The organism is Rhizobium sp. 01L419 (assembly GCF_056400025.1).
Genome location: NZ_JBFTSM010000010.1, coordinates 128,161 through 141,760, shown reverse-complemented (window position 1 = coordinate 141,760; position 13,600 = coordinate 128,161). Strand labels below are relative to the sequence as shown.

15 protein-coding genes are annotated in these 13,600 nt (G+C 62.3%); 12 read left to right on the top strand and 3 right to left on the bottom strand.

Annotated features, from left to right (window positions below; translation table 11 throughout):
- Nucleotides 1–7: 7 nt before the first annotated feature.
- Genes cobG through AC1DUP_RS20610 form a run of 4 tightly spaced genes read left to right on the top strand, consistent with a single transcriptional unit; the run spans nt 8 to nt 3,487 of the window.
- The gene (cobG, locus tag AC1DUP_RS20625) at nt 8–1,369 is read left to right on the top strand and encodes a precorrin-3B synthase (RefSeq protein WP_477834062.1); all 1,362 of its coding nucleotides are present in this window, start codon (nt 8–10) and stop codon (nt 1,367–1,369) included.
- A gap of 2 nt (nt 1,370–1,371) precedes the next feature.
- Nucleotides 1,372–2,004, top strand: a complete 633-nt coding sequence (locus tag AC1DUP_RS20620) for a precorrin-8X methylmutase (protein WP_113300575.1) — start codon at nt 1,372–1,374, stop codon at nt 2,002–2,004.
- Nucleotides 2,001–2,726, top strand: coding sequence for a precorrin-2 C(20)-methyltransferase (locus tag AC1DUP_RS20615; protein ID WP_115038741.1), 726 nt, complete (start codon nt 2,001–2,003; stop codon nt 2,724–2,726). The genes AC1DUP_RS20620 and AC1DUP_RS20615 overlap by 4 nt, the downstream gene beginning before the upstream one ends.
- Nucleotides 2,723–3,487, top strand: a complete 765-nt coding sequence (locus AC1DUP_RS20610; protein WP_477834060.1) for a precorrin-3B C(17)-methyltransferase — start codon at nt 2,723–2,725, stop codon at nt 3,485–3,487. Before AC1DUP_RS20615 ends, AC1DUP_RS20610 begins: the two co-directional genes overlap by 4 nt.
- Here AC1DUP_RS20610 and AC1DUP_RS20605 read toward each other — a convergent pair.
- A complete protein-coding gene (locus tag AC1DUP_RS20605; protein ID WP_477834058.1) occupies nt 3,451–4,221 on the bottom strand; it encodes a cobalt-precorrin-6A reductase in 771 nt (256 codons plus the stop codon). The two genes, AC1DUP_RS20610 and AC1DUP_RS20605, sit on opposite strands and share 37 nt — an antisense overlap.
- On the opposite strand from AC1DUP_RS20605, the gene cbiE reads away from it, so the two are divergent.
- Entirely contained in the window at nt 4,220–5,449 is a 1,230-nt protein-coding gene (gene cbiE, locus AC1DUP_RS20600; protein WP_477834056.1) for a precorrin-6y C5,15-methyltransferase (decarboxylating) subunit CbiE, read from the top strand. The two genes, AC1DUP_RS20605 and cbiE, sit on opposite strands and share 2 nt — an antisense overlap.
- Nucleotides 5,450–5,453: 4 nt before the next feature.
- Nucleotides 5,454–6,212, top strand: a complete 759-nt coding sequence (gene cobM / locus AC1DUP_RS20595; protein WP_115038749.1) for a precorrin-4 C(11)-methyltransferase — start codon at nt 5,454–5,456, stop codon at nt 6,210–6,212.
- 5 nt (nt 6,213–6,217) lie between these two features.
- Here the strand turns inward: cobM and AC1DUP_RS20590 are convergent, their stop codons facing one another.
- Together AC1DUP_RS20590 and AC1DUP_RS20585 are read right to left on the bottom strand one after the other, a co-directional pair.
- Nucleotides 6,218–7,030, bottom strand: a complete 813-nt coding sequence (locus AC1DUP_RS20590) for a TIM barrel protein (protein WP_115038751.1) — start codon at nt 7,028–7,030, stop codon at nt 6,218–6,220.
- 215 nt (nt 7,031–7,245) lie between these two features.
- On the bottom strand, nt 7,246–8,274 hold the full coding sequence (locus tag AC1DUP_RS20585) for a LacI family DNA-binding transcriptional regulator (RefSeq protein WP_477834053.1): 1,029 nt from the start codon (nt 8,272–8,274) through the stop codon (nt 7,246–7,248).
- A gap of 134 nt (nt 8,275–8,408) precedes the next feature.
- On the opposite strand from AC1DUP_RS20585, the gene AC1DUP_RS20580 reads away from it, so the two are divergent.
- The 6 genes from AC1DUP_RS20580 to AC1DUP_RS20555 all read left to right on the top strand — a co-directional run bounded on the left by AC1DUP_RS20580 (nt 8,409) and on the right by AC1DUP_RS20555 (nt 13,590).
- Nucleotides 8,409–9,497, top strand: coding sequence for a fatty acid desaturase family protein (locus tag AC1DUP_RS20580; RefSeq protein WP_115038754.1), 1,089 nt, complete (start codon nt 8,409–8,411; stop codon nt 9,495–9,497).
- 22 nt (nt 9,498–9,519) lie between these two features.
- Nucleotides 9,520–9,834 (top strand): MocE family 2Fe-2S type ferredoxin, encoded by a 315-nt coding sequence (locus AC1DUP_RS20575; protein ID WP_115038756.1) that lies wholly within the window; start codon nt 9,520–9,522, stop codon nt 9,832–9,834.
- Between the two features lie 8 nt (nt 9,835–9,842).
- Entirely contained in the window at nt 9,843–11,066 is a 1,224-nt protein-coding gene (locus tag AC1DUP_RS20570) for an FAD-dependent oxidoreductase (protein WP_115038758.1), read from the top strand.
- A 37-nt stretch (nt 11,067–11,103) separates the two neighbouring features.
- Nucleotides 11,104–11,907, top strand: a complete 804-nt coding sequence (locus AC1DUP_RS20565) for a 3-methyl-2-oxobutanoate hydroxymethyltransferase (protein ID WP_115038760.1) — start codon at nt 11,104–11,106, stop codon at nt 11,905–11,907.
- A 327-nt stretch (nt 11,908–12,234) separates the two neighbouring features.
- Nucleotides 12,235–12,624 (top strand): c-type cytochrome, encoded by a 390-nt coding sequence (locus AC1DUP_RS20560; RefSeq protein ID WP_113300629.1) that lies wholly within the window; start codon nt 12,235–12,237, stop codon nt 12,622–12,624.
- 147 nt (nt 12,625–12,771) lie between these two features.
- Nucleotides 12,772–13,590, top strand: a complete 819-nt coding sequence (locus AC1DUP_RS20555) for a cytochrome c oxidase subunit II (RefSeq protein WP_115038762.1) — start codon at nt 12,772–12,774, stop codon at nt 13,588–13,590.
- The last annotated feature ends 10 nt before the right edge of the window (nt 13,591–13,600 follow it).

The window sequence follows — 13,600 nt, the reverse complement described above, 5'->3', positions numbered from 1 at the left end:
TAGACGAATGCGCAGCCCCGCCGGCAAAACCTTAAAAGCAGAAAGCCCTGATATAGTGGGGATGCAACGTGGTGCCTGCCCGGCGCTCGCAGCCCCCATGCAGACCGGCGATGGCCTGCTCGTCCGGCTACGGCCGGCCGCCGGTGGGCTTACTCTTTCTCGGTTCCGACAATTGGCTTTGGGCGCGGCACAGCATGGAAACGGTATTCTGGAAATTACTGCCCGCGGCAATCTGCAGATCCGCGGCCTTCGCGCTGAAACCGTGGAGCCGCTGGCGGCTGATATCGAGACTGCCGGCATCACGGTGCCCAATGGCGTGGCGATCGAGATATCGCCGCTGCATGGTATCGATGCCAACGAGATTGCCGATGCGGGGGATATGGAGGCGGCGCTGCGCAACAGGCTCGGCGGGCTTCTCACCTCTCACCACCTCGCCCCGAAACTCTCCATCCTGATCGACGGCGGCGGGCAGTTTTCCCTGGCCTGCCTCACTGCAGATATCCGTCTCGTCGCGCAGCAGGCCGGGCAATGGCTGCTCTCCATAGCCGGCGATGCAGAAGCCGCGACGCCACTGGCTCTCGACAATGTCGATGCCGTGATTACAGCCGTGGGCGAGCTCCTTGAGATGCTGATTGCCAGCGGCCGGCAGATGCGCGCCCGAAATCTCGAGACAGCGGCATTGCATGCGCGTTTTCCACAGATGGATAGCATCCGATTTACTCAAACGGCACCAAAGAAACCCTCCTTCGTCGGCACCACCAGATTGGCCGACGGCAAAATCGTGCTCGGTGTGCGGCTCCAATTCGGGCAAGTGAAAGCCGCTGACCTGATCTCTTTCCTTGACGCTGCCGAAAGCGCCGGCGCGCAGCAAATCCGGCTGGCGCCCGATCGCGGCTTCTTGCTGATCGGCCTGACCGAGACAGCGCTGGCGGCTATGCAACGCACTGCCATCGAACATGGTTTCAGCGTGACGGCCAATGAACCGGCCGAGCAGATTGCAGCCTGTGCAGGGGCAGGCGCCTGCGCCTCGGCCTTCTACGATACAAGGGCTCTGGCCGGTCGGCTGACAGCGCTGATACCCGCACTCTTCGACGGCACGGTGAAACTTCACCTTTCCGGCTGTGTGAAAGGCTGCGCGCACCGGCGCGCCGATCTGGCGATTGTCGGTTCAGCCGAGGGCTATAGCCTCGTCCTCGACGGGCTTGCCGCGGACAGGCCGACTGCAAGGATTGCTGGCGAACGGATCGATTTCGCTATAGAGAGGCTCGCCCGGCTGATTGAAGACAAAAGAAGCGCCGGCGAGTCGAGTGCCGACTGCCTGAAAAGGCTTGGTCCCACCGGTCTCGCCAAAGCGCTGCAACAGGAATAACAATGCCAGACTATGATTATATCCGCAGCGGAGACGCGATCTACGAGCGCTCCTTCGCAATCATCCGCAGCGAAGCCGATCTCTCGCGTTTTTCTCCCGAGGAGGCGGATATTGCTGTCCGCATGATCCATGCTTGCGGGTTGGTCGAAGCCGCACAGAATTTTGTCTTCTCGCCGGATTTTGTCCATGCGGCACGCATCGCACTGCAGGATGGGGCGCCGATCTTCTGCGATGCCGAGATGGTCGCGCACGGCGTGACGCGCGCCCGCCTGCCAGTTCAAAACGAGGTGATCTGCACCCTGCATGATCCCCGCACCCACGAGCTTGCCCGTGAAACCGGTAATACCCGCTCGGCCGCCGCCATGCACCTCTGGCTCGATCGGCTGGGCGGCAGCGTGGTTGCGATCGGCAACGCGCCGACGGCCCTCTTCCATCTTCTGGAACTGCTGCGTGACGGCGCGCCGAAACCAGCTGTCATCATCGGCATGCCGGTCGGCTTCGTCGGTGCTGCCGAATCCAAGGATGCGCTTGCGGAAAATTCCTATGGCGTTCCCTATGCCACCGTCCGTGGTCGGCTCGGTGGCAGCGCCATGACGGCGGCCGCCATCAATGCGCTTTCGAGGCCCGGCCTATGAGCGGCCATCTGATCGGCGTCGGCACCGGACCCGGCGATCCTGAGCTTCTGACGATCAAGGCCGTCCGCGCCATCGAGAGCGCCGACGTGATTGCCTATTTCGCCAAGGAGGGCAGGGGCGGCAATGGCAAGGCGATCGTCGAGCATCTGCTGAAGCCCGGCATCGAGCTGCTGCCCCTTTATTATCCGGTCACGACTGAACTCGACAAAAACGATCCGCTTTATCAGAGCCGCATCACCGGTTTCTACAATGCATCGGCCGATGCCATCGCCCATCATCTCGCTGCGGGCCGCACGGTTGCGGTACTGAGCGAAGGCGATCCGCTCTTCTACGGCTCCTACATGCATCTGCATGTGCGGCTGGCGCAGCGCTACCCGACCGAAGTCATCCCCGGCATCAGCGCGATGTCCGGCTGCTGGTCGCTGGCAGGTATGCCGATCGTCCAGGGCGACGATGTACTCTCCGTGCTGCCGGGCACGATGGCCGAGCAGGAGCTCACCCGCCGTCTCGCCGATACCGAAGCTGCCGTCATCATGAAAGTCGGCCGCAACCTGCCGAAGATCCGCCGCGCGCTCCAGGCCGCCGGCCGTCTTGGCGAGGCCGTCTATGTCGAGCGCGGCACCATGGCGAATGCCGCGATGGTGAAGCTTGCCGAGAAGGACGAGAGCGAAGCACCCTACTTCTCGCTGGTATTGGTTCCCGGCTGGGAGGCCAGCCGATGAGCGGCCGGCTGTTCGTGATCGGTACCGGTCCCGGCAATCCGGAGCAGATGACGCCGGAAGCATTGGCTGCCGTCGCGGCCTCCACCCAGTTTTTCGGTTATGGACCCTATCTCGATCGCCTGACGCTGCGCGCCGACCAGACCCGGCATGCCTCCGACAATCGCGAGGAACTGGACCGGGCAGGGTCTGCGCTAGCGCTCGCAGCCAGGGGCGCCGATGTCTGCGTCGTCTCCGGCGGCGATCCCGGCGTCTTTGCGATGGCAGCCGCCGTCTGCGAGGCGATCGACAAGGGATCGGCGGAATGGCGCGACGTCGACCTCGTCATCCTGCCGGGCATCACCGCCATGCTGGCGGTTGCCGCGCGTGTCGGTGCACCGCTCGGACATGATTTCTGCACGATATCGCTGTCGGACAATCTGAAACCCTGGACCGTCATCGAAAAACGCCTGGAACTTGCAGCACAAGCAGGCTTCGTCATTACGCTTTACAATCCGATCAGCAAGGCGCGGCCCTGGCAGCTCGGCAAGGCATTCGAGCTGCTGCGCCGGCACCTGCCTGAGACAACACCGGTCATCTTCGGCCGAGCGGCCGGACGACCTGACGAGCGGATCACCGTGCAGCCGCTCGCAGAGGCCGATGCCAATGTGGCCGATATGGCGACTTGTGTGATCATCGGATCGCCGGAGACGCGGATCGTTGCCCGCGAAGGGCGGCCGGATCTGATCTATACGCCACGCTTCATGGCCTCGGAGATGAGATGATCGATCGCTTCGAGCGCCGCCTCCACCGTTTCCATCGTCATCATGGCGGCAGCTGGCGCGCGGGCGATCACGACAACCTTGATACCGAGCACACGTGCGGCTTCGATCTTCGCATAGGCAGCCGAGCCGCCGCTATTCTTGGTGATGATGGCCTCGATGTTGTGTTTCCGCAGGAGATCAAGCTCGCCTTCGAGCGCGAAGGGACCGCGGTCGAGGATATATTCGACGTCGGCAAGGGCAAGCGGCGGATCGACAGGATCGACGCTGCGCACCAGATAGGAATGCTGCGGAGCGACCTCGGCATGAGGGGCGCCCTGGCGGCCGGTCGCCAGAAAGACACGCCGCGGTGTCGGGCCAAGCGAGGCGATAGCCGATGGAATATCAGGAACGATGTGCCAATGATCGCCCGGCACTGGCACCCATTCGGGACGGACAAGTGCGATGGCGGTTATGCCGCTGCGTTCGGCTGCGGCCGCGGCATTGGCCGAAATGCGTTCGGCGAAAGGATGGGTAGCATCAATCAGCAGGTCGTAGCGTCCGGCCATCAGGAAATCGGCGAGGCCTTGCGCACCTCCGAAGCCGCCAATGCGGACGGGAACCGGCTGTTCTGCAGGAGCTTGCGTGCGGCCCGCCAGCGACAGCAGGATATCGAGGTCTTCTCGCGCGGCAAGTTCGGTGGCGAGTCTGCGCGCTTCGCTCGTACCGCCGAGGATCAGAATGCGGTTCCTGTCCATGTCTGATATCTCCCCCACCGGCCCGCGCTGGCTCACTCTTATCGGTATCGGCGAGGATGGTCCAGAAGGCCTTGGCGAGGAGGCAAAGCGCTTGATCGCTGCCGCCCCCGCCGTCTTTGGCGGCGCACGCCACCATGCGCTTGCCGGTCCGCTGATTTCGGGCGAGCGTATTGCCTGGCAGAGCCCTTTCGAACAATCCGTTGAGGCGATCCTGACACGACGCGGTACACCTGTCGTCGTACTGGCCTCGGGTGATCCCTTTCTCTATGGCGTCGGAGCGACGTTGTCGCGCTATGTCACGGCGGACGAAATGCACACCATTCCTGCACCATCCGCATTCAGTATCGCCGCCGCACGTCTCGGCTGGCCGCTGCAGGAGACGGCCTGCGTGTCGCTGCATGGACGCCCGCTCGATCTCATCCGCCCGCATCTTCATTCCGGCCGGCGCATTCTGGCGCTGACCTCCGATGAGAAGGGGCCGCAGGCACTTGCCGAACTGCTTGCTTCCGATGGGTTTTCCGGGACGCGGCTGACGGTTCTCGAAGCGCTCGGCGGCAAACAGGAGCGTATCAGGAGCACGATAGCATCGGCCTTCAATCTCAACGATATCGACCCGTTGAATGTCTGCGCCCTCGAAGTAGCAGCGGGGGCAGGGGCGCGCATCCTGTCCTATGCTTGCGGCCTCGATGACGCGCTCTTCGACCATGACGGGCAGATCACCAAGCGGGAGATCCGCGCTATCACGCTCTCAGCGCTTTCACCGCGCCATGGTGAGGTCCTCTGGGATATCGGCGCCGGCTCGGGTTCGATCGGCATCGAATGGATGCTTGCCGATCCATCGCTCAGGGCGATCGCCATCGAGCAGGCACCGGCGCGGGCCGCCCGTATCGCCCGCAATGCCGCCGCCCTCGGCGTGCCGCAGCTTGCGCTTGTCGAAGGAACAGCACCTACAGCACTTGCCGGCTTGCCGGTACCTGACGCGATTTTCATCGGCGGCGGCGGCAGTGAAGCGGGTGTGATCGATGCGGCGATTGCGGCCCTGAAGCGGGGAGGGCGGCTCGTCGCCAATGCCGTGACGCTGGAAATGGAAGCGGTGCTCTTGGCAGAATATGCCGCACGCGGCGGCTTCCTGACGAAGATCGAAATTGCGCGCGTCGCACCCGTCGGCGGCATGAGCGGTTGGCGACCGGCCATGCCAGTCACGCAGTGGCGCTGGATCAAGGAATAAAGGAATGACGGTTCATTTCATCGGCGCCGGACCGGGCGCAGCAGATCTCATCACGGTTCGCGGACGCGACCTGATCGGCAAATGCCCTGTCTGCCTTTACGCCGGTTCCATCGTTTCGCCGGACCTCCTGCAATATTGCCCGCCGGGGGCGCGTATCATCGATACCGCGCCGCTGTCGCTCGACGAGATCGAGGCCGAATATCTCCGCGCAGCGGAGGCTGGCGAGGATGTGGCACGGCTGCATTCCGGCGATCTGTCGGTCTGGAGTGCGGTTGCCGAGCAGGTCCGCCGGCTGGAGAAGCACGCCATCGCCTATACGATGACGCCGGGCGTGCCGGCCTTCGCTGCCGCCGCCGCCGCACTCGGCCGAGAACTGACGATCCCCGCTGTGGCCCAAAGCCTCGTGCTGACGCGTGTTTCCGGCCGCGCCTCGCCGATGCCGAACGAGGAGACGCTCGCAAAATTCGGGGCGACGGGGGCAACGCTTGCCATCCACCTCGCCATCCATGCGCTGGCTGAGGTCGTTGCGGACCTGACGCCGCTTTATGGCGCCGATTGCCCTGTCGCAATCGTCGTGAAAGCCACCTGGCCTGACGAGCGCATCCTGCGCGGCACGCTCGCCGATATCGAGGAGAAGGTGGCGGCCGAGCCGATCGAACGCACGGCGATCATCTTCGTCGGCCGCTCGCTTGCATCAGAGGATTTTCGCGAAAGCTCGCTCTACGACCCTGCCTATAAGCGCCGCTTCCGCGGTCGGGAATAGGCGTCTCAGACCTTCGCTGCGAGATAATCCATGCTCGCTTTCAATGCGGCGGCGGGATCCTTGAGCACATGGACTTCGGATGCGAAAGGCTCGAAGGAGAAAGGCCCCTTGTAGCTTGCCTGCAGCAGCGCGCGGATCTGGGCGGCATTGCCCACCCGGTCATCGGCGTCGACGAGAACCCGGTGCGGGTCGCGCATATCGGCGATGGAAACAGCTGGATTAGTGACGCCGGAAATATGCACCAGCCCCGTCAGATGTGGGAAGAATGTCTTTTCACCGGCCAGGTGATGATGGAAGGTGTCGTGCACCAGCCGGAAAGTCGGCTGCGCGTCGAGCGTCTCGATTGCGTCGGCGGCTTCCGCCTTGGAGCGTAACGAGCAGATCTCGAAGCCCAGCGGCTCCACGAGACCGACAATTCCGGCGGCATCGAGCATTGGGCGGAGTTCTTCGAGCGAGCGGAGCAGATTGGCCTGCCGTTCGCCATCGGCGCATCCCGTGCCGTCATTCTTCGGAACCAGCACTAGCGCCTGCGAGCCGACGGCCTTGGCATAATCGATCAGCTCGCGGGCTTCCCGCTCGCGCGTCGCATTCCATTCATTGAAGCGCTGCAGCGCATTGATGGAGATGATCGCGATGCCGTGGCGAGCCGCAGCAGCCTTGATGACATCGGGCCTGGTGCCATCAAGGATGGCGTTGCCCGAGAGATCGTTGCGGATTTCCACTGCATCGATACCGAGCGAAACGGCAAGCGCGAAAAAATGCTCGATCGAAAGCAAGGGCGCTGCCATATGGTTCAGCGCAAAACGAATGGATGCCATGCGAAGTCTCCTCCTTGCCTCTCAGGTGAGAAGCAATGTGAATGTCTAATCGAATCTCTACTGGAATTTGCGAGCCAATCCACCTGCAGCGCACCATCAAACCCTGTCATAGCTGATAGATTGTTCCATGAGAATGATGGAATTCCATCATTTTAACAGCCGTCTGTTCCGCAGTTGCGGGCTTGAAACCGCTGCACCCATTAGCGGGGATTGCTCTAGATATTCTCCGGCAGAAAAATCTCGAAGGGCAGGAAGGACTGGCCTGGAACGGCAATTTCGCCGTGTTCCAGCGCACCGGTCATCAGCGCCACCGCTTCCTTGCAGAGCGCGGTCAGCGGCGTTGCGATCGCCATGGTGACGATGCCGTCGGCAAGGCCTGCCTTGCTGTCGCCGGTCAGCTCGTTGACGATGAGTATGGTGCGGCCGCCAATCCCCTCCTCCCGAAATGCCGAGATCGCCCCCTCCATGCCGCCGCCGCAGACATAGAGGCCGACGAGATCGGGATGTTTCTGCAGGAGCGTCAACGTCGCCTCATGGGTGATTTCGGGCGTTTCCAGATTGATCAGCGTTTCGACGACCTCGAAATCCGCGGCCTCCTCACGGAAATAGGATCGGAAGCCCATTTCGCGCAGCTCATGACCATGAAAACGATGGCTGCCGACGAAACAGGCAACCTTGCCGGGCCGACGGGCAGCTCTGGCAATCATCCAGGCGGCGGTGCGGCCGACCTTGCGATTGTTGACGCCGACATAGGCGTCCCGCACGCCGGTCGCGAGATCCGAAAGCAGCGAGAAGACCGGAATGCCACGTTCTTTCAACTCCTCGACGGCTGCCGTCACCGCCGGATAATCCGGACCGACGAGAGCGACGGCCTGGTTCCGGGCGCCGAGCAGCTTGATTTTTTCAATGATCGCGGCGGGCGTCGTCGCGGCAGGGTATTCCACCTGAGTCTGGATCCGCGCACTTGTGACATTGCGGGCGGCAATCTCGATCTCGCGGGCGAAGGCCTGATAGAAAGGCTGCGTCGGCTTCTGCAGCAGGAAGGCCAGGCGGTATTGCGGCAGATCCTCGAAGACGCGCTGGCGGATCAGACCCACGGCATGATAGCCGATCGACTGGGCCGCATCATAGACAAGGCGCGCCGTTTCCTCACGCACACGGTGGCGGCCGTTTAGGACACGATCGATCGTCGCGACGCTGACGCCGGAAGCCTGGGCGAGATCGGAGATGGTCGGACGGCGCATGGTTGTTCCTGATAGTTTTCAATCATCAATGAAAGCCATTTTTGATGGTTCTTGATAGAATATATCAAGCCTGCATTGAGCGCCTTTCGAAGTCAACCTATTCTCCTGATCCAGAGCTTAGCAGGGAGGAAAGCATGGCTGGCGGGGCAGGCAGGCGCGATTACAGCCTCTTGGGAGAGAACGGCAGGACGGCGGTGGAAACCGGTCTTGCGGCTGCGCAGTGGTATCACACGGACGTTTCGCGCAAGGAGATGAAGGCGCTGATGCAGCGCTCCGATGCACCGGCCATTCGCGACACGGCGCTGTGGCTTGGTAGTATGGCCGTCTTTGCAGCACTTGGCATTTATTTCTGGGGCGCCTGGATCGCCGCGCCCTTCTTCCTGGCTTACGGTGTGCTCTACGGCTCGGCCTCCGACAGCCGCTGGCATGAATGCGGCCACGGCACGGCCTTCAAGACGCGCTGGATGAACGACGTCGTCTATCAGATCGCCTGCTTCATGATCATGCGCAATCCGGTGACCTGGCGCTGGAGCCATACGCGCCACCACACCGACACCGTCATCGTCGGCCGCGACCCCGAGATCGCCGTCATGCGGCCGCCGGATCTCTTCCGGCTGATCCTGAATTTCTTCGGCATTCTCGATGCCTGGCATGCTGTCATCGACATGATCAGAAATGCGGCCGGCATCGTCAGCGCCGAAGAAAAGACCTTCATCCCCGAGATGGAGCAGCCGAAGACGATCCGCATCGCCCGCATCTGGCTGGCGATCTACGTCGTCACCATCGCGCTTGCCCTCTCCATGGGCTCGATCCTGCCTCTGATGCTGATCGGCCTGCCGCGCCTTTATGGCGCCTGGCATCACGTCCTGACCGGCCTGCTGCAGCATGGCGGGCTTGCCGACGACGTCATCGACCACCGCCTGAACAGCCGCACGGTCTGCATGAACCCGATCAGCCGCTTCATTTACTGGAACATGAACTACCACGTCGAGCATCACATGTTCCCGATGGTGCCCTTTCACGCGCTGCCGAAGCTGCATGCAATGATCAAGCACGATCTGCCGGCGCCCAATCCATCGATCTGGTCCGGCTACCGCGAGATGATCCCGGCCTTCCTGCGCCAGCTTCGTAACGAGGATTATTTCCTGAAGCGGGAACTGCCGGCCACGGCGCGGCCCTATCGCGAGGAATTTCACGTCGAACTGGCACCGGCAGCCCAATAACAGGATCAAGGGAGGAACAGAGATGAGCGGAACCTGGATCGAGGTTTGCGGCAAGGACGAGGTCGACGAGGAAGACGTCATGCGTTTCGATCATGGCGGGCGTACCTTCGCGGTCTATCGCAGCCCGGACGACGAATTTTTCGCCACCGATGGGCTCTGCACTCATGAGCATATCCATCTCGCCGACGGGCTCGTCATGGACGAGATCATCGAATGTCCCAAGCACAATGGCCGCTTCAATTACAAGACGGGCGAGGCCAAGGGAGCACCGGTCTGCGTCAATCTGAAGACCTATCCCGTTAAGATCGAAGACGGTGCTGTCTTCATCGCGATCTGAGGTGCACCGTGGCCCATTGCGTTATTGTCGGAGCAGGCGAGTGCGGGGCACGCGCCGCCTTCGCGCTCAGGGAAAAGGGATTTGGCGGAGAGGTCACGCTGGTTGGTTCCGAGCCGCACGCGCCCTATGAACGGCCGCCGCTTTCCAAGGCCGGTCTTGCCGGCGGTGTCGATCCAAAATTCATCGCGTCACACGAAACCTATCCCGCTGGCAAAATCCGCCTGCTGACGGGTGTAACCACAATCAGCGTCGATGCTGTGGCGCGCACCATTGCCCTGTCGGATGGCAGCCAGCTTGCCTACGATCGGCTGCTGCTTGCGACAGGCGCCAGCGCCCGCAACTTTCCGAATGCACCCGAAAGCAGCCATATCCGCTCGCTGCGCACCCACTACGATGCCGTGACGTTGCGCGCCATACTGCAGCCCGGCAGGCGGCTTGCTGTCATCGGCGGTGGCTTCATTGGGCTGGAGGTCGCCGCGACCGCCCGACAGCTCGGCGCCGATGTCGTTCTCATCGAAGGGCTGGAGCGGGTGCTGAAGCGCGGCGTTCCGGAGGAAATTGCCCATGTGGTTGCCGAACGCCATCGCGCCGAGGGCGTCGACCTGCGTTGCGGTGTTTCCATCGAAAGCCTGACGGAGCGGAACGGCAAGGCCGTCATCGCGCTTTCGACCGGCGAGATGATCGAGGCCGATCTGGCGCTTATCGGCATCGGCGCCCGGCCGAATGTCGAGCTTGCGGAGGCCACCGGACTTGTTATCGACAACGGCATTGCCGTCGACGACCGGCTGCGCACCTCCATCCCCGATATCTTTGCCGCCGGCGACTGCTGCTCCTTTCCCTTGGCGATCTATGGCGGCCGGCGGGTGCGGCTCGAATCCTGGCGCAATGCACAGCAGCAGGGCATGCTTGCCGCTGCCAATATGCTCGGCGCCGATGAGCCGGTTTCTGCCGTGCCGTGGTTCTGGTCGGATCAGTACGACATGACGCTGCAGATCGCCGGCCTCGCCGATGGCGCGGTCATGCGTCTGCGCCGCGATCTCGGCGAGCGAGCCTTCATCCTCTTCCACCTCGATGGCGAGGGTCGGCTCATTGCCGCAAGCGGCATCGGGCCGGGCAATGCGGTGGCGCGCGATATCCGGCTGGCGGAAATGCTGATTGCCGCGCGCGCCCATCCAGATCCCGCCGCACTGACCGCCAGCAACGTCAAGCTGAAGACGCTGCTCGCCGCCTGAGAGAGATATCCAGATACTGGCCCCAAAGGAATTTGCGATGAAAAGACACTATCGCGCGACGGTCGCTGACCTGCTTGCACTCAAGGGAAAACGGCAGCTCACCATGTTGCGCATCACCTCGCTGGAGGAGGCGGAAGCGGCGGAAAAGGCGGGGATCGACATGGTCTCCGTGCCACCCGCTTTGCTCGGGCCGGTTTTTCGCGAAGCGGCGCCCACGCCCTTTGCCGTTCCGGGTCTGGAATATGGCGACCACGTTTCGGCCGAGGAGTATATGCGTGAGGCCTTCAAGGCGCTGAAGGCGGGCGGCGATGCCGTCTATTGCGCCGCAAGCCTGCAGATCATCAGACGCATGCGCGACGAGGGCATTCCCGTCTGCGGACATGTGGGCCTCATCCCATCGAAAGCCACCTGGACCGGCGGCTTCCGCGCCGTTGGTAAGACGGCCGCCAGCGCTTTCGATATCTGGCGCCAGACGAAGGCGCTGGAGGAGGCGGGCGCTTTTGCGGCCGAGATCGAAGTCGTTCCCGGCGATGTCGCGGCGGCAATCTCAAAGAGAACATCAATGCTGATGATCTCGATGGGCGCCGGCCGCGGCTGCGATGGGCAATATCTCTTCGCCGACGACGTGCTCGGCACCAACCGCGACCACACTCCGCGCCACGCCAAGATCTATCGCAATTTCGCCGCCGAACATGACCGGCTGCAGCGCGAGCGTATCGCGGCCTTCAGCGAATTTGCCGAGGATATCCGCTCCGGCGCCTATCCGGAAAAGCGCCACCTCGTCGGCATCGATGAGGCTGAGTTGCGCAATTTCCTGCATCGGCTGGAAGCCGGCGAATAGCAGCCACCGACACCCCTCGCCCGGCGGGAAGAAGATACCCCCGTCAGGGCAGATGAGGAGATCCGCTAGGGGCTCGGGGGCCGCTTCCGCTGAACTTTCTGCGTTGCCTTCCACGCCGCTCCATTCCGGCAACCTCTCCTGGGCCCAACCGGCAGGCGCGAAAGCCGGGTTTCGGCCTTGCGGCGATGCGTCACTGCACCGGAATTGTGGAACGATTGACTTGCCCCCGTGAAGGATTAAGCTTTGCGGCATCCCAGCCACCGTCCGCGCGCCAATGCTACGGAGAGTGCGAGTGGCTTGGCGACCTTGAGGAGGATGAGGTTTGCCGTGGATTACCGTGTTGTTCTGCTGATTGGCGTATCCGTGATTGCCCTTTCCCCTGGTAAGTCAGGGGCGCAGGAGGGTGATGCGACGGCAGGCGCCGTTGTCTTCAAGAAATGCGCGACCTGTCATGTCGTTGAATCCGATACGAACAAGGTCGGTCCGTCGCTGAACAAGGTGTTCGGTCGAAAGGCCGGAACGCATCCCGACTTCGCCTACTCGCCCGCAATGAAGGCGGCCGGCGAAGGCGGTCTTGTCTGGGACGAGACAGTGCTGCGCGACTATCTGCACAATCCGAAAGCAAAGGTGAAGGGCACAAAGATGGCCTTCGTCGGCGTGAAGGACGATCAGGAGATCACCGACCTCATCGCCTATCTCAAACAATATTCTCAGTGATGGGCAATACTCCAAATGACGGGCCTTTGATCGGCGGCGCATGCCTAAATTGCCGTAATTGCCGATATTTTCTATCTGTGCGATAATAAAGACGGACTTTTTGCGGAATGCGGTTTCACGGGTCAACCTGCTCGAGGAGGAGCAGAAATGGCTGTCGTGCTGATTCTCGTCCTGATTGTCGTCGGCTCCGTGCTGTTCCATGTGCTCAGCCCGTGGTGGTGGACGCCCATCGCGTCCAACTGGACCTATATCGACAGCACGCTGATCATTACCTTCTGGATCACCGGCATCGTCTTTGTGGCGGTGATTTCCTTCATGGCCTATTGCGTCTTCCGCTTCCGACACAGACCGGGCAACCGCGCTCATTATGAGCCGGAGAACCGCCGGCTGGAATTGCTGCTGGCAGGAGGAACGGCAGTCGGCGTGGCGGCCATGCTGGCGCCCGGCCTGATCGTGTGGAACCAGTTCATCACGGTTCCTGCCGATGCCGCATCCGTCGAGGTCGTCAGCCAGCAATGGCTTTGGAGTTTCCGCCTGCCGGGCGCGGACGGAAAGCTCGGCCGTGCCGAGACGCGCGATGTCAGCCCTGAAAATCCGCTCGGTCTCGACAGGAACGACGCAGGCGGTCTCGACGATGTCATCATCGAGGGTGGCGAACTGCATCTGCCGATCGGCAAGCCGGTGCACATTTTGCTGCGTTCCGTCGATGTGCTCCACGATTTCTATGTGCCGGAATTCCGCGCCAAGATGGACATGATCCCCGGCATGATCACTTATTTCTGGTTCACGCCGACGCGCACGGGGACCTTCGAGATCCTCTGCGCCGAACTCTGCGGTGTCGGCCATCCGCAAATGCGCGGCACCGTCGTCGTCGATAACGACGCGGACTACCAGACCTGGCTCGGGCAGCAGCAGACATTCACCCAGCTCACGGCGTCATCGGGAGAGCCGCCGCCGGCAAACTGAACCGGCAAAG